The organism is Streptomyces sp. NPDC030893 (assembly GCF_055571535.1).
On sequence record NZ_JBVIFC010000015.1, the window covers coordinates 14924 to 36888 of the forward strand.

Consider the following 21965-nt stretch of genomic DNA (forward strand, 5'->3'; position numbering starts at 1 on the left):
CCGTCAGAGCTGGCCGGATTCCCGTTCGGTTCGACGCAGGAAACGGCAGGAGAGATGAGCGTGCAGCAGGAGGCCGGAGTCGCCGGCGAGGCACTGGAGGTCTGGATCGACCAGGACCTGTGTACCGGCGACGGCATCTGCGCCCAGTACGCGCCCGAGGTGTTCGAGCTGGACATCGACGGTCTGGCCTACGTGAAGAGTCCGCAGGACGAGTTGCTGCAGGACAAGGGGGCGACAACGCCCGTACCGCTGCCGCTTCTCACCGATGTGATCGACTCCGCGAAGGAGTGCCCGGGCGAGTGCATCCACGTCCGCCGGGTTTCGGACAGGGCCGAGGTGTACGGGCCGGACGCCGGGTGACCGGTATGGCACGGCACGTCACGACTGCCTGATTCCTCACACTCCGGCGTGCGCGCCCACCCGCACGCCCGCGCGCGGGTCACACGCTCTTGGCGCCGGACGGCGTGGACCGCACGAACGCGCCGTCCTTCCACCGCCATTTCACGCTCTCGCGGACATCGGGGCAGCAACTGGGCACCTCGGCGGACGAGTAGCCGAGCAGGGTGGCGCCGACCTCTCCGTCGCTCACGGCGAAGTCGTCGACGTTGGTGCGGTCCTCGGGGTCGACGAGGGTGGCGACCACGCGCGGTTCCCCGCCGTCCGCGGCCCGGGTGACGACGTAGACCCCGTCGGGCGGGGTGCCCATCGGGGCGTCGCAGCGCACCACCGCCACCGTCTCCGGCCGGCCGTCGCCGTCGAGGTCGCCGGAGGCCTTCTTCCTCACGATCCGTTCCACCGGGCCGCAGTCGAGAGGGAACTCGACGGCCGCCGGGTCGGGCGGGGCGATCTGCGCGGGGGCGCTCTTGACCTGCGGCCCGGGTGTCTGGGCCGCGGTCGCGGCGTCGGGCCCCAGGACCGAGGAGAGGGCCACGACACCGGCGAGGGCGGTGGCCGTGGCGACCCAGTGGATCGGGCGGGTGTGCGTGTGGGCGAGCTCCGGGACGGCGGATTGCTGCACGAGGAGGGTCTCCTGTGAGGGCTGTGCCGGTGGGGGTGGCCAGCATCGTGCCACACGTCACAGTGCGGAGGGAACGGCGGGGTGTGTGCGGTACCGGTCGGGGGGAACCGGGGTGGGTCGCGCGTCTCGCCGTGGTGTCACCCTGTCAACGCGAAAGCGCCGTGCCGCAGTTCCCGGTGGTGGCCGGGAACTGCGGCACGGCGCGCGTGTGTTGGGGGCCGGCGGGCCGGGTCAGCGGGCGGTGCCGCCGTCGGCGTTGGGGCCGGCGTAGTCCTCGCCGTAGGCGCCCTTGGCGGGACGGCGGCGGCGCATGGGCGGCTCGACGCCGTCGGCGAGGCGGCGGGCGGTGAGCAGGAAGCCGGTGTGGCCGATCATCCGGTGGTCCGGGCGGACGGCGAGGCCCTCGATGTGCCAGTTGCGGATCATCGTCTCCCAGGCGGTCGGCTCGTTGAAGCAGCCGATCTCGCGGATGGACTCCACGGTCCGGGCGAGCTGGGTGGTGGTGGCGACGTAGCAGCACAGGATGCCGCCGGGGACGAGCGCCTTGGAGACGGCGTCCAGGCACTCCCAGGGGGCGAGCATGTCGAGGATGACCCGGTCGACGTCGGTGTCGGACAGGTTGTCCTGGAGGTCGCCGACGGTCAGCTGCCAGGCCGGGTGCGGGCCGCCGAAGTACCGCTCGACGTTCTGCCGGGCGATGTCGGCGAAGTCCTCGCGGCGCTCGTAGGAGTGCAGCATGCCCTGGTCGCCGATGGCGCGCAGCAGGAAGCTGCTGAGCGAGCCGGAGCCCACGCCGGCCTCCACGACGCGTGCGCCGGGGAAGATGTCGGCGAAGGCGAGGATCTGCCCCGCGTCCTTCGGGTAGACGACAGCGGCCCCGCGGGGCATGGACAGGACGTAGTCGGGGAGCAGGGGGCGCAGCGCGAGGTAGGCGACGTTCCCGGTGGTGCGGACAACGCTGCCCTCGGGAGCACCGATCAGTTCGTCGTGGGGGAAGGAACCCTTGTGGGTGTGGAAGTTCTTCCCGGCCTCGAGCGTGAACGTGTAGTGGCGGCCCTTGGGGTCGGTCAGCTGAACCTGGTCCCCGACCTTGAAGGGCCCGCGCCTGCGGGCGGCACCGGTCGGTTCGGACATGTGACCACCCTACCGGTTCCCCGCGGCGGCTCGGTTCAGCTGGGCCTCGCCATCGCCTTGACGAAGGCCCGCTCCACGTCCGCCGCGGACAGCACGCCGTAGATCTCGCCGGTCTCCTCGACCACGAGGTACTCGGTGGCCGGTGTCGCGCGCAGGGCGTCCAGGAGGTCCTCCCCGGCGAGCTCCGCGGAGACGCGCATGCCGTCGGTGAGGTCCTGGGCGAGTCCGCTGACCGCAACCCAGGGGCGGCGGTGTTCCGGTACGCCGACGATGGCGGCCTCGCGGACCAGCGAGACGGGTACGCCGTCGGGGTCGACCACGACCAGGGCGCGGGCCCCGGCGGTGTTGGCGCGGCGCAGGGCCTCGGAGAGGGGGGTGTCGCTCTCGACCGGCACCGCACGGCGGGTGAGGTTGCGGGCGCGCAGCTCGGGGAGGTGTTCGCGCAGGCGGGCCATGCGCAGGCTGTTGCCGGCGCCGGTCCAGATGATCGCGGCGAGGATCGCGGCGAGCAGGGCGTCCAGGACGGTGTCCATGCCGACGTTGTCGACGGCGTCGGAGCCGAGGGCTCCCGACTGGGTGAGCAGCGGGAGGCCGACCAGGACGGAGACGGCGAGGGCACGGCCGACCCAGGCCGCGGCGACGGTGCCGGTCATCGGTTTGCCGGTGATCGCCCAGACGACGGCGCGGAGCATACGGCCGCCGTCGAGCGGGAGACCCGGCAGAAGGTTGAACACGGCAACGATGAGGTTGGAGATCATCAGGCCGGCCAGCAGGACCCCGGGGACACTGCTCGGGTCCACGGCCAGCAGGGCGAGGTAGAAGACTCCGGACAGCACGAGGGAGAGCAGCGGGCCGACGAAGGCCAGCATGAACTCCCGGCCGGGTGTCTCGGCCTCCTTCTCGATCTCGGAGACGCCGCCGAAGAACTGCAGCTGGATACGGCGCACGGGCAGTTTGAAGCGGAGGGCGGCGAGGGTGTGGGCGAGCTCGTGGACCAGTACGGAGGCGTAGAAGGCGACGGCGAAGAACAGGGAGACCAGGTAGCTGGCGGCGCCGAGCTCGGGCAGTACGCGGTCGATCTGCCCGCCGAACACCCAGGTGATGAGGATGGCGACGAGGAACCAGCTGGGCGCCACGTACACGGGCACGCCGAACGGCCGCCCCATGAGCAGCCCGCCCCGCTGCCGCTCCTCGGGCCGCTGCGGCCCGCCACCCTGGTGGTCGCCGGAGTGCGCGAGCTGCCGCTCGCCGGGCCGGTGACCCGGCGCGGCGGCGGGCCCATCGTGGTGCCCCTGGTGCGGCGCGGGTGCGGAATCCGCGGACGGAGGAACGGGAGCCTGGGGGGCGGCGCCGGAGTCGTCGTGGTCCGGGCCGGATGCCGGGTGCTCCTCGTGCGCCCGGGGTGCGGGGTCCGCGGGCCGGGCGGCGGAGCCCGAGTCGCCGTGGTCCGGGCCGGGCGCCTGCGGTGCCGGCTCCGCGGGCCGGGCGGCGGTGCCGGGGGCGTCGTGGTCCGGGCTGGGGGCCGGATGCTCCTCGTGCGGGTCGCCGGGGTTCGCGCCGGTGGCGGCGGGACCGTCGGGGCGGGCGCCGGCGGGGGGTGCGGGGAGGGCGTCGTCGGCGGCCGGGGCCTCGCGCCCTGTCCGGTCGGCCGACTCGTCGTTGCCGGGCCGCGGCTGCCCGCGCCCGCCGCTTACGTCCACCGGTGTCCCCTCGTTCGCTGCGTATCCCGCGCCTGCCGGACGGGAGGTCTCGAGTCGATGGTATGCGGCGATCGCCGCCCGTTCCGCCCCGGCACCCCCTGTCCCTACCCCCTCCTTCCCCTTCTCTCCCCTCCGTCACCTCCCACTGTCGGTGGCGGGCCGTAAGGTCTGTGGTCATGGAGACGAGCACCGAGGGCGCGGCGCGGCCCGACAGCAGCGCGGTCATGACGGAGGCGGCGGACACGGTCGTGGTGCCCGAGGCCGCCGCCGTAGCGCCCGCCTCGCTGTCCCCCTCGCGTGCGAGCGACTTCATGCAGTGCCCGCTGCTGTACCGGTTCCGGGTGATCGACCGGCTGCCGGAGAAGCCCAGCGAGGCGGCGACCAGAGGCACCCTGGTGCACGCGGTGCTGGAGCGTCTCTTCGACGCCCCGGCGGCCGAGCGCACCGCGCCGCGGGCGAAGGCACTGGTGCCGGGCCAGTGGGACCGGCTGCGCAAGACCCGTCCGGAGGTCGTGGAGCTGTTCGCCGACGACCCCGAGGGCGAGCGGCTCGCGCGCTGGCTGGCGGAGGCGGAGACGCTGGTCGAGCGCTGGTTCGCGCTGGAGGATCCGACCCGGCTGGAGCCCGCCGAGCGGGAGCTGTTCGTCGAGGCGGAGCTGGAGTCGGGGCTGCGGCTGCGCGGCATCATCGACCGGGTGGACGTGGCGCCCACCGGCGAGGTGCGGATCGTCGACTACAAGACGGGCAAGGCCCCCCGCCCGGAGTACGCGGAGGGCGCCCTGTTCCAGATGAAGTTCTACGCACTGGTGGTGTGGCGGCTCAAGCGGGTGATCCCGCGCCGGCTCCAGCTCGTGTATCTGGGCAGCGGTGATGTGCTGACGTACGACCCGGTCCTCGCCGATCTGGAGCGGGTCGAGCGCAAGCTGCTCGCGCTGTGGGACGCGATCCGCCTGGCGACCGAGACGGGTGACTGGCGCCCGCGGCCGACGAAACTGTGCGGCTGGTGCGACCACCAGGCGCACTGTCCGGAGTTCGGCGGCACTCCCCCGCCGTATCCCCTGCCCGTCTCCCCTCCCCGTGAGGGCGGCTGAGTCGGGCGGGGGTCATCAGGGCAGAATGGGGCCGGACTAGCGAAGGAGACTTACGTGGCCATCCGTGTCCTACTGGTCGACGACCAGCCCCTGCTGCGCACCGGGTTCCGGATGATTCTGGAGGCCGAGCAGGATCTCGCGGTCGTCGGCGAGGCCGGTGACGGCCTCCAGGCCCTGGACCAGGTGCGGGCGCTCCAGCCCGACGTGGTGCTGATGGACATCCGTATGCCGCGGATGGACGGGGTGGAGGCGACCCGGCAGATCACCGGGCCCGAGCGGGACGGGCCGGCGAAGGTACTGGTGCTGACGACGTTCGATCTCGACGAGTACGTGGTGGAGGCGCTGAAGGCGGGCGCCAGCGGCTTCCTGCTGAAGGACGCCCCGGCCAATGAGCTGGTGCAGGCGATCCGTGTGGTGGCCGCCGGGGAGGCGATGCTCGCGCCGAGCATCACGCGCCGGCTGCTGGACAAGTACGCCACGCATCTGCCGTCCGGTGACGAGCCGGTGCCGGACACGCTGCACACCCTGACGGACCGTGAGGTCGAGGTGCTGAAGCTGGTGGCGCGCGGGCTGTCCAACGCCGAGATCGCCGCCGATCTGTTCGTCAGCGAGACCACCGTCAAGACACATGTCGGGCATGTGCTGACGAAGCTGGGGCTGCGCGACCGGGTGCAGGCGGCGGTGTACGCCTACGAGAGCGGGCTGGTGCGCCCCGGCGCGCAGTAGGCGACGTGCGCGGTACGACGAGGGCGCCCTCCCGGGCCGGGGAGGGCGCCCTCGTCGTACCGGTGCGGCGTCAGGCCTCGTTCAGCTCCCAGAAGCGGAACACGGTCGAGGCGTCGAGGCAGTACTCCAGGCCGTACACACCGTCCTGGACGACCGCGTACTGCTTGGCCTGCCAGACGGGGAGGACGGGGATCTCCTCGGCGACGATGTCCTGGATCCGGCCGAACTCCTTGTCGGTGGCGGCGCGGTCCTTCTGGGCGGCCGTGCGCGGCAGGAGCGACTCGGTGATCGTGCGGTTGTCGTAGTTGTTGTCCAGCACGTTGCCCTCGCCGAAGAAGGGCCCGGTGAAGTTGTCGGCGTCCGGGTAGTCGGGCACCCAGCCCTTGACGTAGACGCCGTACGTGCCGGCGGCGATGTCCTTCTCGTACTGGGCGAAGGGCACGGACTTGACGTCGGCGTCGAAGAGTCCGCCGGCGTTGAGCTGCCCCGCGATCGTCTTCAGCTCCTGGTCGGTGGCCGGGCCGTAGCGGGAGGGAGTGGACCACAGGGTCAGCTTCACCTTGCCGCTGATGTCCTCCTCCGCCAGTGCCTTGGCGGCCTTGGCCTTGGAGGGGCGGGCGCCGTAGGTGTCGAAGAAGGCCGTGTTGTGGCCCGCGATACCGGCCGGGATGATCGAGTACAGCGGGGTTGCGGTGCCCTCGTGGACCTCGTGCATGAGGGCCTCGCGGTCGATCAGGTGGGCGATGGCCTTGCGTACGCCGAGCTTTCCGGCGACCGGGTCGTCCATGTTGAAGACCAGGTGCTGGACCTCGGCGCTGGTGCCCTCGACGACCTCGATGCCGCCGGAGCCGCCGTCGTCGGCCGCCTGGATGTCGGCGATGGCCTCGGCGGTGAGACCGCGGTAGGCGATGTCGACGTCGGCGTCCTGGAGGGCCTTCTTCAGGGCGTCCTGGTCGCCGTGGAAGAACTCCAGCGTCACGCCGGAGTTCTGCGGATCGGCGGTGCCCTCGTAGTGCTCGTTGACCGAGAACACGGCCCGATCCTTGTCGAACGAGTCCAGCTTGTAGGGGCCGGAGCCGACGGCTTCGCCGTCCTCGCGCAGCCCCTTCGCGTCGTAGGAGCGGTGGTCGACGATGGAGCCGGCACCGGAGGCGATCTTGCTGGGGAAGGTGGCGTCGGCCGTGTTGAGCCGGAAGACGACCGTCTTCTCGTCGGGGGTGCTGACCTCTTCGAGCGTGGGGAACATGACCGCGGGACCGTCGGGGTCGTTGATCTTCAGCATGCGGTCGAAGGAGAACTTCACGTCCTTCGAGGTGAGCGGCTCACCGTTGCTGAACTTCAGCCCGTCGCGCAGCGTGCAGGTGTAGGTCGTGGTCGCGCTGTCCGAGAAACCGCAGCTTTCGGCGGCGTCCGGCTGCGGCTCGGTGCCTCCCTTGGGGAAGCTGAGCAGCGACTGGAAGACGTTGTTGAACAGCAGCCAGGAGCCGGGGTCGTAGCCGGATGCGGGGTCGGTGGCCAGAACGTCGTCGGACATCCCCACCACGATCCCGGAGCCGCCGGCCGCGCCGCCGTCCTCGGCGCCGCAGCCGGTCAACAGGCCGGAGGCCAGCCCCGCCACGATGGGCAGGACCGGCCACTGGTTGCGCGGTTTCACGTGCTTTGCCTTGTCGTTCCGTGCATCCGGTCCGGGTCACCGGTCCGGGTCGGTGCCGGTTCGTCAGTCGGTGGCGCCGCGTCCGAGCTCCCACAGCTGGAGAGTCGAGGACGAGTTGAGGGCGTAGGCGGTGCCGGTGATGCCGTCGCGTACGGCGATGTACTGCTTGCCCTGCCACAGCGGGAGCACCGGCACGTCGTCGGCGACGATGTTCTGGATCGTCGTGAAGGTGCCCGAGGCGGAGAGCCGGTCGGCCTGGCGACGCGACTCCGGGAGCAGGTCCTTGCGGATGTCGGGGTTGTCGTACGGCGAGTTGAGGAAGTTGCCGTCGTCGAGGAAGGGCGAGATGAAGGCGTCCGCGTCCGGGTAGTCGGGGAACCAGCCCATGCCGTAGACGTCGTACTTGCCCTTGCGTCCGCCCGGGCTGAACTCCTTCCAGGGGACGCCCTCGATGCCGGTCGCGAACAGTCCGCTGTCGTTGAGCTGCTTGCTCAGCTGCTCGAACTCGACCTTGGTCGCGGGACCGTAGTGGTCGGTGGTGTAGTGCAGCGTCAGCTTCACCGGCGTGCTCACGCCGGCGTCCTCGAGCAGCTTGCGGGCCTTGGCCACGTTCGGGTCGCCGTACTTGTTGAAGAACGCGTTGTTGTGGCCGGTGACACCGGCGGGGACCAGCGAGAACAGCGGCTCGGCCTGGGTGCCGTAGACGTTGCCGACCAGTTCGCCGCGGTCGACGACCTGGGCCATCGCCTGGCGGACGGCCTTGTCCTCGACGGTCTCGGCCTCGGTGTTGAAGGCCAGGTAGCGGATCTCCAGACCCGGCGACTCGACCAGCTCGATGGCACTGTCGGCGGCGTTGCCGAGCTTCTGGATCTGCTCGGGCGACATGCTTCGGGTCATGACCTGGATGTCGCCCTTCTCCAGCGCCTCACCCATGGCCTCGGAGCTCTCGTAGGAGACCAGCTCGACCTTCTCGTTGTTCACCTTCAACGCGCCCTTGTAGGACGGGTTCTTGCTGAAGGTGGCCTTGACGATCCCGTTGTCCTCGACCTCGGAGTCAAGGGTGTACGGCCCGGAACCGCTGACCTCGAAGCCCTCGCGCAGCTTGTTCTTCTCGTAGTCGTCCGGGTTGATGATGCCCGCGACCGGAGTGGACAGCTTGTACGGGAAGGTGGCGTCGGCGGCCTTGAGGTGGAAGATCACCTCGCGGTCGCCCTGCGTCTCCACGGTGTCGACGGTGTTCAGCAGCGCGACGACGCCGCTGTCGTGGTTGATGGCGAGGGCGCGTTCGATGGAGTACTTCACATCGGCCGCGGTGACCTCGTCGCCGTTGGAGAACTTCAGGCCCTCGCGCAGCTTGCAGCTGTAGCGCTCGTTGCCGGCGTCGGTGAAGCCGCACGACTCGGCCGCGTCGGGCACCGGCTCGCCGTCACCGCGGGGCTGGACCATCAGGGTCTGCACGGTCTGCCGCAGGATGTTCCAGGTGCCGACGTCGTAGGCCATGGCCGGGTCGAGGGGCGCGTTGCCGTCCTCCTCGGATGCGGTGAACCGGTCCGTGGTGCCCACGACGATCGCACCGCCGCCGCCGCTCCCGCCGTCGGTGTCGCCGCAAGCGGCGAGCACCGGCGCGAGCAGGCCCATCGCGGCCGCCAGCACCAAAGTCTTGCGGTTCATGCTCGAGTTTCTCCAGGACTGTCGACTCCGTGTATCCCGCATGCGGGGTTGTTGCAGCGGATCACGGGGATGGGGGCGGGGTTCTCGCGACGACATTAGTCCGCACCCGCACGGGGGCTCGCAGCAGCCGGAGTTGGGGGCTCATCACGCAGTGAGACCGGGTGTGAACGGATCGGAGAAGGCGAGCGGGGAATGATTGGTGCAGCCGCTCACCAATCGGGACACAAGGACGCTCCCCTGCCGTCCGAAATCGGACGGACGGCACACCAGGACATCGTTGTCGACCCCTCCGATCGTGACGAACATCACATGTGAACGGAGGGCGGCGGAGTCGGAATTCGTCCGCCGGAACCGGATCGAATTCTTTCGGGGCCATCGGCCGCTCACCGGGAACGGAGGCGAGTGAATTCCGTTTCCCGCGCCGCTGCACGCTGGGTGAACACCTAGCGCATATGCGTCATCAGACCGCGCAGGAATGTCAGGTCCACGACTTCCAGCGAAGGGACCACGGTCCGCCGGACGGCCGGCACGATCGGGCCCACCGAAGGCACGGCGACGACCTGGCAGCCCGCCGCCTCGGCGGCGGTGACCCCGGTGACGGTGTCCTCAATGACGGCGCACCGCACGGGATCCGCGCCGAGCCCGGCCGCGGCCGCGAGATACGGGTCGGGGTGCGGCTTGGTCCGCGGCACCTCGTCGCCCGCGACGGACAGCGCGAAGTGCCGCGCGCCCAGCGTGGTCAGCACCCGGTCGATGATGCGCCGGTGGGAGGCGGAGACGAGCGCCGTGGGGATCTCGTGCTCGGACAGCTCGGCGAGCAGCCGGGCGGCGCCCGGCATCAGCTCCAGGCCGCCGTCCAGACGCTCCTCGAAGCCGTCGTTGAGCAGCACCGTCAGTTCGGGGAGCGAGATGTCGGCGCCGGTCGCCTCGATGAGGAAGCCCGCGCTGCGGGTCATGGGACCGCCGACCACCACATGGCGCCAGGCGTCGTCGAGGGTGTGGCCGAGGGAGGCGAAGACCTCCCTCTCGACGTCCCACCAGAAGCCCTCGGTGTCCACCAGGGTGCCGTCCATGTCGAGGAGCACCGCCTGGAGGGCCGAGCCTTCGGCCGTAAGGGTTCCGAGCGCGGGGACCGTACTGGTCATCCACATACCTCCTTGAGGGACGATCAGGCCGGTTCCCACGAGGGGAACCGGCCTGCGGTGGACCGACAAGTGTACGTCGTGCGGTCACGGAATGCCTGCTGTGGCGTGTGCGGCGGGGCACGGGCGCCTCGGAGGGCACTCCGGACGGGGCGGCGGAGGTCGCCTCAGCGGGCGTTGAAGTACTTGGCCTCCGGGTGGTGGATCACGATGGCGTCCGTGGACTGCTCGGGGTGCAGCTGGAACTCCTCGGAGAGCTGGACGCCGATGCGCTCCGGCTCGAGCAGGGCGGCGATCTTGGCGCGGTCCTCCAGGTCCGGGCAGGCGCCGTAGCCGAGGGAGAAGCGGGCGCCCCGGTACTTCAGGGCGAACATGTCCTCCATCGCGGCCGGGTCCTCGCCCGAGAAGCCCAGTTCGGAGCGCACCCGCGCGTGCCAGTACTCGGCGAGGGCCTCCGCGAGCTGCACGGAGAGCCCGTGCAGCTCCAGGTAGTCGCGATAGGCGTTGGCCGCGAACATCCGCGCGGTCTCCTCGCCGATGCGCGAGCCGACCGTGACCACCTGGAGGCCGACGACATCGGTCTCGCCGGACTCCTCCGGGCGGAAGAAGTCCGCCAGGCAGAGACGCCGGCCGCGGCGCTGGCGCGGGAAGGTGAAGCGGGTGCGCTCGTTGCCCTGCTCGTCGAGGATGATCAGGTCGTCGTCCTTGGAGACGCACGGGAAGTAGCCGTAGACCACGGCCGCCTCCAGCAGGTTGTCCGTCTGGAGCCGGTCCAGCAGCCCGCGCAGCCTCGGCCGGCCCTCGGTCTCGACGAGCTCCTCGTACGTCGGCCCCGCGCCGGTACGGGCCTGCTTGAGGCCCCACTGGCCCTTGAACAGGGCGCCCTCGTCCAGCCAGCTCGCGTACTCCTTGAGCTGGATGCCCTTGATCACGCGGGTGCCCCAGAAGGGCGGGGCGGGGACCGGGTTGTCGGTGGCGACGTCGGAGCGGACGTGCCCTTCCTCGGGGCGCTCCTCGATCTCCACGGTGGCCGCGCGCACCCGGCGCTGCCTGAGCTCGGGCAGCTGGGCGCCGGGGACGCCGCGCTTGATGCCGATGAGGGCGTCCATCAGGCGCAGGCCCTCGAAGGCGTCGCGGGCGTAGCGGACCTCGCCCTGGTAGATCTCGTGGAGGTCCTGTTCGACGTAGGCGCGGGTGAGGGCGGCGCCGCCGAGGATGACCGGGTAGTCGGCCGCGAGTCCCCGCTGGTTCAGCTCCTCGAGGTTCTCCTTCATGATCACGGTGGACTTGACCAGGAGGCCGGACATGCCGATGACGTCGGCCTTGTGCTGGTCGGCGGCGTCCAGGATCGCGGAGACGGGCTGCTTGATGCCCAGGTTGACCACGTTGTAGCCGTTGTTCGACAGGATGATGTCGACGAGGTTCTTGCCGATGTCGTGCACGTCGCCGCGGACGGTGGCGAGCACGATGGTGCCCTTGCCGGCCTCGTCGGTCTTCTCCATGTGCGGCTCCAGGTGGGCCACCGCGTTCTTCATCACCTCGGCGGACTGGAGCACGAACGGCAGCTGCATCTGGCCGGAGCCGAACAGCTCGCCGACCACCTTCATGCCGTCCAGGAGGGTGTCGTTGACGATGTCCAGGGCCTTGCGGCTCTCCAGGGCCTCGTCCAGGTCGGTCTCCAGGCCGTTGCGCTCGCCGTCGATGATCCGGCGCTTGAGCCGCTCCTCCAGCGGCAGGGCGGCCAGTTCCTCGGCCTTGCCGGCCTTCAGCGACTTGGCGGTGGCGCCCTCGAACAGCTGCATGAGCTTCTGCAGCGGGTCGTAGCCCTCACGGCGGCGGTCGTGGATGAGGTCGAGGGCGGTGGTGACCTCCTCCTCGCTGAACCGCGCGATCGGGAGGATCTTGCTCGCGTGCACGATCGCCGAGTCCAGGCCCGCCTTCACGCACTCGTCCAGGAAGACGGAGTTCAGCAGGATGCGGGCGGCCGGGTTGAGGCCGAAGGAGATGTTCGACAGGCCGAGGGTGGTCTGCACCTTCGGGTGGCGTTCCTTCAGCCGGCGGATGCCCTCGATGGTCGCCAGACCGTCCTTGCGGGACTCCTCCTGACCGGTGCAGATGGTGAAGGTCAGGCAGTCGATGAGGATGTCCTCCTCGCGGATGCCCCAGTTGCCGGTCAGGTCGTCGATCAGCCGCTCGGCGATCTCCACCTTCTTCTCGGCGGTACGCGCCTGTCCCACCTCGTCGATGGTCAGCGCGATCAGGGCCGCCCCGTGCTCCCGCGCCAGCTGCGTCACCCGCGCGAAGCGGGACTCGGGTCCGGCCCCGTCCTCGTAGTTCACCGAGTTGATCACCGCGCGGCCGCCGAGCTTCTCCAGACCGGCCCGGATGACGTCGACCTCGGTGGAGTCCAGCACGACCGGCAGCGTGGAGGCGGTCGCGAACCGGCCGGCGAGTTCCTCCATGTCGGCCACGCCGTCCCGGCCGACGTAGTCGACGCACAGGTCGAGCATGTGCGCGCCCTCGCGGATCTGGTCGCGGGCCATCTCGACGCAGTCGTCCCAGCGGCCCTCCAGCATCGCCTCGCGGAACTTCTTCGACCCGTTGGCGTTCGTCCGCTCGCCGATCGCCAGGTACGAGGTGTCCTGCCGGAAGGGGACCGTCTGGTAGAGGGAGGCGGCGCCGGGTTCCGGCCGCGGTTCGCGTTCCGTGGGGGCCAGCCCGTGCACGCGCTCGACGAGCCGGCGCAGGTGCTCCGGCGTCGTACCGCAGCAGCCGCCCACCAGGGACAGGCCGTAGTCGCGTACGAAGGTCTCCTGGGCGTCCGCCAGCTCGCCCGGGGACAGCGGGTAGCGCGCGCCGTCCTTGGTGAGCTCGGGCAGACCGGCGTTCGGCATGCACGACAGCCGGACGCGGGAGTGGCGGGCCAGGTAGCGCAGGTGCTCGCTCATCTCGGCCGGGCCGGTCGCGCAGTTCAGGCCGATCATGTCGACGCCGAGGGGCTCCAAGGCGGTCAGTGCCGCGCCGATCTCGGAGCCGAGCAGCATGGTGCCCGTGGTCTCGACCGTGACCGACACGATCAGCGGGACGTCGAACCCGGCGGTCTCCATCGCGCGGCGGGCGGCGATGACGGACGCCTTGGTCTGCAGCAGGTCCTGGGTCGTCTCCACCAGCAGCGCGTCCGCGCCGCCCGCGAGCAGGCCCTCGGCGTTGCGCTGGTAGGCGTCGCGGATGGCGGTGAACGTGGTGTGGCCGAGGGTGGGCAGCTTGGTGCCCGGGCCCATGGAGCCCAGGACCCAGCGGGGCCGTCCGTCCCGCGCGGCGAACTCGTCCGCCGCCTCGCGGGCGATGCGGGCGCCCGCCTCGGACAGCTCGGTGACGCGCTCGGCGATGTCGTACTCGGCCAGGGCGGTGAGGTTGGCGCCGAAGGTGTTGGTCTCGACGCAGTCGACTCCGGTGGCGAAGTACTCGGAGTGGACCGAACGGACGATGTCCGGGCGGGTCACGTTCAGGATCTCGTTGCAGCCCTCGAGGTTCTGGAAGTCCTCGAGAGTCGGATCCTGGGCCTGGAGCATGGTGCCCATGGCTCCGTCGGCGACCACCACACGGGTGGCGAGTGCCTCTCGGAGCGCGGACGCACGGGTCCGGCTGTCGGCGGAAGGGGTCAGCGGCAACGAGGCCATGAAAAGGGCTCCCTCAGGTGCGACGGCTGTCGGCTTTGCGGCTGCCCGGCAGGCTTCTGTTCGCGCTTGCCGGCAGGGCGCACGCCGTCAGCGTAGCCGGGACCGCGCCCTGATGTTCGGGGAGTCCACGAGGCGGACGATGATGGCCGACACGCGGCGCACGAGAAGGAGTTGCGGAACCGATCCGGGTCGACCATTAGCAAGAGGTCGACATGGACCGGTAGTGTTCGGCATTGCCGAACAGCGGCAGCGGCCTCGCGGGGCGACGGTCGAAGGGGACGGAGGCAGTACGGCGATGGCACGGAACATCCAGTCGCTCGAACGGGCGGCGGCCATGCTGCGACTGCTCGCGGGCGGCGAGCGACGGCTCGGCCTGTCGGACATCGCCTCCTCGCTGGGCCTCGCCAAGGGCACCGCCCACGGCATCCTGCGCACCCTCCAGCAGGAGGGGTTCGTGGAGCAGGACGACGCCTCCGGCCGCTATCAGCTGGGCGCCGAGCTGCTGCGCCTGGGCACCACCTACCTCGACGTGCACGAGCTGCGGGCGCGCGCCCTGGTGTGGACGGACGACCTGGCCCGCTCCAGCGGAGAGAGCGTCTACCTGGGCGTACTGCACCAGCAGGGCGTACTGATCGTGCATCACGTCTTCCGGCCCGACGACAGCCGGCAGGTCCTGGAGATCGGGGCCATGCAGCCGCTGCACTCCACGGCGCTCGGCAAGGTCCTCTCGGCCTACGACCCGGTGGCCCACAGCGAGGCCCTGGAGGCCGACCGCAAGGCCTTCACCGAGCGCACCGTGTGCGACCTCGACGCCTTCGAGCACCTCCTCGACCTCACCCGCGCGCGCGGATACGCGGCGGACGTGGAGGAGACCTGGGAGGGCGTCGCCTCCCTCGCCGCCCCCATCCACGACCGGCGCCGCATGCCGGTGGGCGCGGTCGGCATCGCGGGGGCGGTGGAGCGGCTGCGCCGGGACGGCGAGCTGCGGCCGGAACTGATCGCTGCGGTACGGGACTGCGCCCGCGCGGTGTCGCGGGATCTGGGCGCCGGACGGTTCTGAACGAGGCGGGACGAGGACCGGGACGCCGTGCGGCGTTCCGGTCACAGGCATGCCCCCCGGCCGGACATACCGGGTGGGAGTCGACGGAACCGCCACGAAGATCGACAGCGCGGGGCGCTCCATAACGATCCCGTTTTCGCCAACCAGACCCTTGACGGCCAGGGGGCGCCGGGAAAGACTCCCGTCCATCGGTCGGCATTGTCGAACACCTACCGGCAATACGAGTTAGAGTGTGACAACGCCAAGGGCCGGCATCGCTCTCACCCCTGAGGGCGCCAATCCCCGGTGGGACCCGGGGGTCGGCTCCCTGGACGAAGGACAAAGGAGTCGCGGGTGTCCAGCTCCGACATCTTCATCGGCGAGACCATCGGTACCGCCATACTCATCCTGCTCGGCGGCGGCGTGTGTGCCGCCGTGACGCTCAAGGCCTCCAAGGCCCGCAACGCCGGCTGGCTCGCCATCGCCTTCGGGTGGGGCTTCGCCGTCATGACGGCGGTGTACATAGCGGGGCCGCTCTCCGGGGCCCACCTCAACCCGGCCGTGACCCTGGCACTCGCCATCAAGGACGGCGAGTGGAGCAACGTTCCGACCTACTTCGCCGGAGAGCTCCTCGGCGCGATGATCGGCGCGACACTGGTCTGGCTCGCCTACTACGGTCAGTTCCTGGCCCACCTCACCGACAAGGAGATCGTCGGCGGTCCGGGCGCGCAGGCCACCGCCGCCAAGGCGGTCGAGGCGCAGGAGAAGGGCGCGGGCCCGGTGCTCGGCGTCTTCTCCACCGGCCCGGAGATCCGGCACACGGTGCAGAACCTCACCACGGAGATCATCGGCACCTTCGTGCTGCTGCTCGCCATCCTCACCCAGGGCCTGAACGACGCGGGCAACGGCCTCGGCGTCCTCGGCGGTCTGATCACGGCGCTCGTGGTCGTCTCGATCGGTCTGTCGCTCGGCGGCCCGACCGGTTACGCCATCAACCCCGCCCGTGACCTCGGTCCGCGCATCGTGCACGCCCTGCTGCCGCTGCCCAACAAGGGCGGCTCGGACTGGTCCTACGCCTGGATCCCGGTGGTCGGCCCGCTGCTCGGCGGTGCCCTCGCGGCCGGTGTCTACAACATCGCCTTCGCATAGGTGACCGGATCGCCGCAAAGCGCGAGTCTTGTAGAAGCGCCGTACATACAGCCCCGTAACCAAGGAACACGCAGGAGCACACAGTGACCGACGCCCACACCGCCGGCCCCTTCATCGCGGCCATCGACCAGGGCACCACCTCGTCCCGCTGCATCGTCTTCGACCGCGACGGGCGCATCGTCTCCGTCGACCAGAAGGAGCACGAGCAGATCTTCCCCAAGCCGGGCTGGGTCGAGCACGACGCCACCGAGATCTGGACCAACGTCCAGGAGGTCGTCGCCGGAGCCGTCGAGAAGGCCGGCATCACCCGCGACGACATCAAGGCCATCGGCATCACCAACCAGCGCGAGACCACCGTGCTGTGGGACCGGAACACCGGTGAGCCGGTCCACAACGCGATCGTCTGGCAGGACACCCGCACCGACGCCCTCTGCCGCGAGCTCGGCCGCAACGTCGGCCAGGACCGTTTCCGCCGGGAGACCGGCCTCCCCCTCGCCTCCTACTTCGCCGGCCCCAAGGCCCGCTGGCTGCTCGACAACGTCGACGGGCTCAAGGAGCGCGCCGAGGCGGGCCACATCCTCTTCGGCACCATGGACACCTGGGTCATCTGGAACCTGACCGGCGGTGTGGACGGCGGCCACCACGTCACCGACGTCACCAACGCGTCCCGCACCATGCTGATGAACCTGCACACCATGCAGTGGGACGAGAAGATCGCCGAGTCCATCGGCGTTCCACTGGCGATGCTGCCCGAGATCCGCTCCTCCGCCGAGGTCTACGGCGAGATCAAGGGCGGCAAGCTGGGCGACCTGCTCGGCGGCATCCCGGTCGCCTCCGCGCTCGGCGACCAGCAGGCGGCCCTGTTCGGCCAGACCTGCTTCTCCGAGGGCGAGACCAAGTCGACGTACGGCACCGGCACCTTCATGGTGATGAACACCGGCGACAAGATCATCAACTCGTACAGCGGGCTGCTGACCACCGTCGGCTACAAGATCGGCGACCAGGACACGGTCTACGCCCTGGAGGGCTCGATCGCCGTCACCGGTTCGCTGGTGCAGTGGATGCGCGACCAGATGGGCCTGATCTCCACCGCCGCCGAGATCGAGACCCTCGCGCTCTCCGTCGAGGACAACGGCGGCGCCTACTTCGTACCGGCCTTCTCCGGCCTGTTCGCCCCGTACTGGCGCTCCGACGCCCGCGGCGTGATCGCCGGCCTCACCCGGTACGTCACCAAGGCGCACCTCGCGCGCGCCGTGCTGGAGGCCACCGCCTGGCAGACGCGGGAGATCGCGGACGCCATGACGAAGGACTCCGGCGTGGAGCTCACCGCCCTCAAGGTCGACGGCGGCATGACCTCCAACAACCTGCTGATGCAGACGCTCTCGGACTTCCTGGACGCGCCCGTGGTGCGTCCGATGGTCGCCGAGACCACCTGCCTCGGCGCCGCCTACGCCGCCGGCCTCGCCGTCGGCTTCTGGAACAGCACCGACGACCTGCGCGCCAACTGGCGGCGGGCCGCCGAGTGGACCCCCCGCATGGACGCGGAGACCCGCGACCGTGAGTACAAGAGCTGGCTCAAGGCCGTCGAGCGGACCATGGGCTGGATCGCCGACGAAGACTGACGAGGAGTAAGAACCGCCATGACCACCCAGTCCACCCTGCAGTCCGTGCCTGCCCTGGGGACGCGCCCGGCGTCCGGCCCGAACCCGAGCCGCGCCGAGACCCGGGAGCAGCTCTCCAAGGCGTCGTACGACCTTCTCGTGATCGGCGGCGGCATCCTGGGCATCTCCACCGCCTGGCACGCCGCGCAGTCCGGCCTCAGGGTGGCTCTGGTGGACGCCGGCGACTTCGCCGGCGCCACCTCCTCCGCCTCCTCCAAGCTGCTCCACGGCGGTCTGCGCTACCTGCAGACCGGCGCAGTGAAGCTGGTGGCGGAGAACCACTTCGAGCGCCGTGCGGTCTCCCGGCAGGTGGCCCCCCACCTGGCGAACCCGCTCACGTTCTACCTCCCCGTGTACAAGGGCGGGCCGCACGGCGCGGCGAAGCTCGGGGCCGGCGTCTTCGCGTACTCGGCGCTGTCCGCCTTCGGCGACGGCGTCGGCCACCTGCTCTCCCCGGCCAAGGCCGCGCAGGACGTGCCGGAGCTGCGCACCGAGAACCTCAAGGCCGTGGCCGTGTACGGCGACGACCAGATGAACGACGCGCGCATGGCGCTGATGACGGTCCGCGCGGCGGCCGAGTCGGGCGCGGTCGTCCTCAACCACGCCGAGGTGACGGGCCTGCGCTTCACCCGGGGCCGGGTCACCGGTGCCGAGCTGCGCGACCGGCTCTCCGGCGACGAGTTCGGGGTGGACGCCCGGCTCGTGCTCAACGCGACCGGTCCGTGGGTCGACCACCTGCGCCGCATGGAGGACGCCGGTGCCGCGCCGTCCATCCGGCTGTCGAAGGGCGCGCACCTGGTCCTGAAGCGGACCTCCCCGTGGCGGGCCGCGCTGGCCACGCCGATCGACAAGTACCGGATCACCTTCGCCCTCCCCTGGGAGGACATGCTGCTGCTCGGCACCACCGACGAGGAGTTCGAGGGCGACCCGGCGGACGTCGCGGTCACCGAGAAGGACACCGCGCAGATACTCGACGAGGCCGCGTTCTCCATCCGCGACCAGCAGCTCGACCGTGACCTGATCACGTACGCCTTCGCCGGTCTGCGGGTGCTGCCGGGCGGTCCCGGGGACACGGCCAAGGCCAAGCGGGAGACGGTCGTCACCGAGGGCCGGGGCGGGATGCTGTCCGTCGCGGGCGGCAAGTGGACCACGTTCCGCCACATCGGGCGCACGGTGATGCAGAAGCTCCAGTCCCTGCCCGGCCACCCGCTGGGCGAGGACCTCGAGCCGGTCTCCTCGCTGCCGAAGAAGCTGCCGCTGCCGGGTGTCGCCAACCCGCGCGCGGTGGCCCACCGGCTGCTGGCGGACGGCCCGGCGCCCGGCCCCCGCATGGCGGCCGACACCGCCAAGCACCTGGCCACCCACTACGGTTCGCTGGCCTTCGACATCGCCCGCCTGGCGAACGAGGACCCGGCGCTGGGCCGGCGCGTCCACCCGGACGCCCCGGAGATCTGGGCGCAGGTCGTCTGGGCCCGGGACCACGAGTGGGCCGAGACCGCGGACGACGTGCTGCGCCGCCGCACCACGCTGACCATCCGGGGCCTGGCCACGGACGAGGTCCGCGCGAACGTCAAGGACCTGCTCGACAAGAAGTGACCGGCGCTCCCCCGGCTCCCCCGCACGGGAGCCGGTAGTGGGGGAAGGGGCGGCTCCGCGCCGACGGAGCCGCCCCTTTCGCGTGCGCGTCGCGATGGCCGGGGCGGTGGCCGTGTCCCTGCCGTGAACCGCGCCGTCCGCACCTTGGCGCGCGGGGCGCCGAGGGGTGTTTCCCGGTGTCCGGCGGGGCAGTGATGGGGGCACTCCCCCTGTGAAGGGGGCTGCGGGCGCCCTCGGAGGCACGCCGTAAGGTTGGGGCGTACGCGAGGGCACGTCGGAAGGAGGCGCTGGGTGATCGAGCTCGAGGGGGTTCCCGAGCTGATCGACCCGGTCATGGTGGCCGCGTTCGAGGGCTGGAACGATGCCGGTGACGCCGCCTCCACCGCGGTCGCGCACCTGGACAGGGAGTGGAAGGGCGAGGTGTTCGCGGCGCTGGACGCCGAGGACTACTACGACTTCCAGGTGAACCGCCCCACGGTCTTCATGGACGGCGGGGTCCGCAGGATCACCTGGCCCACGACACGGCTGTCGGTGGTCCGGGTCGGCGGCGAGAAGCCGCGCGACCTGGTGCTGGTGCGCGGCATCGAACCGTCCATGCGATGGCGGTCGTTCTGCAACGAGATCCTCGGCTTCGCGCACGAACTCGGCGTGGAACTGGTGGTCGTCCTGGGCGCGTTGCTCGGTGACACCCCGCACACCCGTCCGGTCCCGATCAGCGGGACCACGTCCGACCCGGACCTGGCCCGCCGCATGGACCTGGAGGAGACCAAGTACGAGGGCCCCACGGGCATCGTCGGCATCCTCCAGGAGGCGTGCACCCACGCCGGCGTGCCCGCGGTGTCGCTGTGGGCGGCGGTGCCGCACTACGTGTCGCAGCCGCCCAACCCGAAGGCCACGCTGGCCCTCCTGAACCGCCTGGAGGACCTGATCGACGTGCGGATCCCGCTGGGCGAACTGCCCGAGGACGCGCGTGCCTGGCAGGTGGGTGTGGACCAACTGGCCGCGGAGGACACCGAGGTGGCCGAGTACGTCCAGACGCTGGAGGAGGCCCGGGACACCGCCGAGCTGCCGGAGGCGTCCGGCGAGGCGATCGCCCGCGAGTTCGAGCGCTATCTGCGGCGCCGTGACGGGGCGTCGGGCCCGCCGGGCGGGCACGCCACGGCGGACGGTTCGGACGGTCCGTCGTACCGGCGGGACACTCCCGGCCGGGCCCGGCCGCCGCGGTCGCCGAAGCCGGAGACGGAAGCGGAAGCGGAAGCGGAGACGGATTCGGACGGCGAGGAGTCGTCGGAGGACTGAACGGACGAAGGGCGCCCCTCCTCGTGGGAGGGGCGCCCTTTCCGTGTCCGCCGGCCTGCTCTACAGCGCGACGCCGAGCAGCGCGTCCACCGCGCGGGAGACGACACCGGGCGCTCCGGTGTCCGTGCCGCCGGTCTCCTCCTGGAGCACGGTCCAGCGGTCGACCGCCGCCAGCGCGGCCGGGGCGTCCAGGTCGTTGGCCAGGGCTTCGCGGATCTCCTCGACCAGGGTGTCGGCGGGCGGGCCGTCGGGGCGGGAGACGGCGGCACGCCAGTGGTCCAGCCGGGTCACGGCGTCCTGGAGGACCTGGTCGGTCCACTCCCAGTCGGCGCGGTAGTGGTGCGCGAGCAGCGCCAGCCGGATCGCCGCCGGGTCCACGCCATCGCGCCGCAGCTTCGACACGAACACCAGGTTGCCCTTGGACTTGGACATCTTCTCGCCGTGCAGGGCGACCATGCCGGCGTGCACGTACGCCTTGGCCATCGGGAACTCGCCGGTGAGCACCTGGGCGTGCGAGGCGCCCATCTCGTGGTGCGGGAAGACCAGGTCGGAGCCGCCGCCCTGGATGTCGAAGCCCATGCCGAGGTGGTCGAGGGCGATGGCCACGCACTCGATGTGCCAGCCGGGGCGGCCCCGGCCCAGCGAGCCGCCGTCCCAGCTCGGCTCGCCCTCGCGGGCGGCCGTCCAGAGCATCGGGTCGACGGGGTTCTTCTTGCCCGGACGCTCCGGGTCGCCGCCGCGTTCGGCGGACAGCAGCCGCATGGCGGCGGCGTCGAGGTGCGAGACCCGGCCGAAGTTCCGGTCGGACTCGACGGAGAAGTAGATGTCGCCGTCGATCTCGTACGTCGCGCCGAGTTCGCGCAGCCGTTCGACGATCGGGACGATGCCGGGTATCGCCTCCACGGCGCCTATGTACTGCCGCGGGGGCAGCATCCGCAAGGCCGTCATGTCCTCACGGAACAGCGCGGTCTCGCGCTCGGCGAGCTCGGTCCAGTCGATGCCGTCCCGGTCGGCCCGCTCCAGCAGCGGGTCGTCGACGTCGGTGACGTTCTGGACGTAGTGCACCTGCCGCTTGGTGTCGAGCCACACGCGCTGCACGAGATCGAACGCGTTGTAGGTCGCCGCGTGTCCGATGTGGGTGGCGTCGTACGGGGTGATGCCGCAGACGTAGATACGGGCGACGGGACCGGGGTCCAGGGCGGTCAGCCCCCCGGTCGCGGTGTCGTGGATCCTCAGGTCGCGGCCCTGACCGGGCAGGGCGGGGACCTCGGAAGCGGGCCAGGCATGCATGTCACGAGCGTAACCGGACCGGAGTTCCGGATACGAACCGGAGCAGCCCGGATGACCGGGAACGCACTCTTGCACACCCCCGCGCGGTGTGCGTCGCGCGGGCCGGCGTTCCCGT

At 70.9% G+C, this 21965-nt stretch carries 15 protein-coding genes and 1 pseudogene; 8 read left to right on the forward strand and 8 right to left on the reverse strand.

What is annotated here, in order from left to right:
- Positions 1-54 precede the first annotated feature (54 nt).
- Positions 55-360, forward strand: coding sequence for a ferredoxin (locus ACZ434_RS25270; RefSeq protein WP_468459588.1), 306 nt, complete (start codon positions 55-57; stop codon positions 358-360).
- A 79-nt stretch (positions 361-439) separates the two neighbouring features.
- Here the strand turns inward: ACZ434_RS25270 and ACZ434_RS25275 are convergent, their stop codons facing one another.
- The 3 genes from ACZ434_RS25275 to ACZ434_RS25285 all read right to left on the reverse strand — a co-directional run bounded on the left by ACZ434_RS25275 (position 440) and on the right by ACZ434_RS25285 (position 3852).
- Complete coding sequence (locus tag ACZ434_RS25275) at positions 440-1018, reverse strand: hypothetical protein (protein ID WP_468459591.1); 579 nt, start codon at positions 1016-1018, stop codon at positions 440-442.
- A 231-nt stretch (positions 1019-1249) separates the two neighbouring features.
- Positions 1250-2152, reverse strand: coding sequence for a tRNA (adenine-N1)-methyltransferase (locus ACZ434_RS25280; RefSeq protein ID WP_468459593.1), 903 nt, complete (start codon positions 2150-2152; stop codon positions 1250-1252).
- A 35-nt stretch (positions 2153-2187) separates the two neighbouring features.
- Positions 2188-3852 carry a site-2 protease family protein gene (locus ACZ434_RS25285; RefSeq protein ID WP_468459595.1) on the reverse strand — a complete coding sequence of 555 codons (1665 nt, stop codon included), beginning with the start codon at positions 3850-3852 and terminating at the stop codon, positions 2188-2190.
- Between the two features lie 176 nt (positions 3853-4028).
- Between ACZ434_RS25285 and ACZ434_RS25290 the strand changes: the two are divergent.
- Positions 4029-4983, forward strand: a pseudogene (locus ACZ434_RS25290) (RecB family exonuclease).
- 14 nt (positions 4984-4997) lie between these two features.
- Positions 4998-5669: a response regulator gene (locus tag ACZ434_RS25295; protein ID WP_189560445.1), complete on the forward strand. Its 672-nt coding sequence runs from the start codon at positions 4998-5000 to the stop codon at positions 5667-5669.
- Between the two features lie 70 nt (positions 5670-5739).
- On the opposite strand, the gene ACZ434_RS25300 is transcribed toward ACZ434_RS25295, so the two are convergent.
- The 4 genes from ACZ434_RS25300 to metH all read right to left on the reverse strand — a co-directional run bounded on the left by ACZ434_RS25300 (position 5740) and on the right by metH (position 13816).
- Entirely contained in the window at positions 5740-7323 is a 1584-nt protein-coding gene (locus ACZ434_RS25300) for an ABC transporter substrate-binding protein (protein ID WP_468459598.1), read from the reverse strand.
- A 63-nt stretch (positions 7324-7386) separates the two neighbouring features.
- Positions 7387-8994 (reverse strand): ABC transporter substrate-binding protein, encoded by a 1608-nt coding sequence (locus tag ACZ434_RS25305; RefSeq protein ID WP_468459600.1) that lies wholly within the window; start codon positions 8992-8994, stop codon positions 7387-7389.
- 443 nt (positions 8995-9437) lie between these two features.
- Complete coding sequence (locus tag ACZ434_RS25310) at positions 9438-10139, reverse strand: HAD family hydrolase (protein ID WP_468459602.1); 702 nt, start codon at positions 10137-10139, stop codon at positions 9438-9440.
- Between the two features lie 164 nt (positions 10140-10303).
- A complete protein-coding gene (gene metH / locus ACZ434_RS25315; protein ID WP_468459604.1) occupies positions 10304-13816 on the reverse strand; it encodes a methionine synthase in 3513 nt (1170 codons plus the stop codon).
- 295 nt (positions 13817-14111) lie between these two features.
- Between metH and ACZ434_RS25320 the strand changes: the two genes are divergently transcribed.
- From ACZ434_RS25320 to ACZ434_RS25340, 5 genes are all read left to right on the forward strand, one after another.
- The gene (locus ACZ434_RS25320) at positions 14112-14876 is read left to right on the forward strand and encodes an IclR family transcriptional regulator (protein WP_468459606.1); all 765 of its coding nucleotides are present in this window, start codon (positions 14112-14114) and stop codon (positions 14874-14876) included.
- 333 nt (positions 14877-15209) lie between these two features.
- Entirely contained in the window at positions 15210-16004 is a 795-nt protein-coding gene (locus ACZ434_RS25325) for an MIP/aquaporin family protein (protein ID WP_468459608.1), read from the forward strand.
- Between the two features lie 83 nt (positions 16005-16087).
- Positions 16088-17626, forward strand: coding sequence for a glycerol kinase GlpK (glpK, locus tag ACZ434_RS25330; protein WP_468459610.1), 1539 nt, complete (start codon positions 16088-16090; stop codon positions 17624-17626).
- An 18-nt stretch (positions 17627-17644) separates the two neighbouring features.
- On the forward strand, positions 17645-19261 hold the full coding sequence (locus ACZ434_RS25335; RefSeq protein WP_468459612.1) for a glycerol-3-phosphate dehydrogenase/oxidase: 1617 nt from the start codon (positions 17645-17647) through the stop codon (positions 19259-19261).
- Positions 19262-19552: 291 nt separating this feature from the next.
- The gene (locus tag ACZ434_RS25340; protein ID WP_468459615.1) at positions 19553-20560 is read left to right on the forward strand and encodes a PAC2 family protein; all 1008 of its coding nucleotides are present in this window, start codon (positions 19553-19555) and stop codon (positions 20558-20560) included.
- A gap of 60 nt (positions 20561-20620) precedes the next feature.
- Here ACZ434_RS25340 and mshC read toward each other — a convergent pair whose 3' ends face one another.
- Positions 20621-21850: a cysteine--1-D-myo-inosityl 2-amino-2-deoxy-alpha-D-glucopyranoside ligase gene (gene mshC / locus ACZ434_RS25345; RefSeq protein WP_468459617.1), complete on the reverse strand. Its 1230-nt coding sequence runs from the start codon at positions 21848-21850 to the stop codon at positions 20621-20623.
- Positions 21851-21965: the final 115 nt, after the last annotated feature.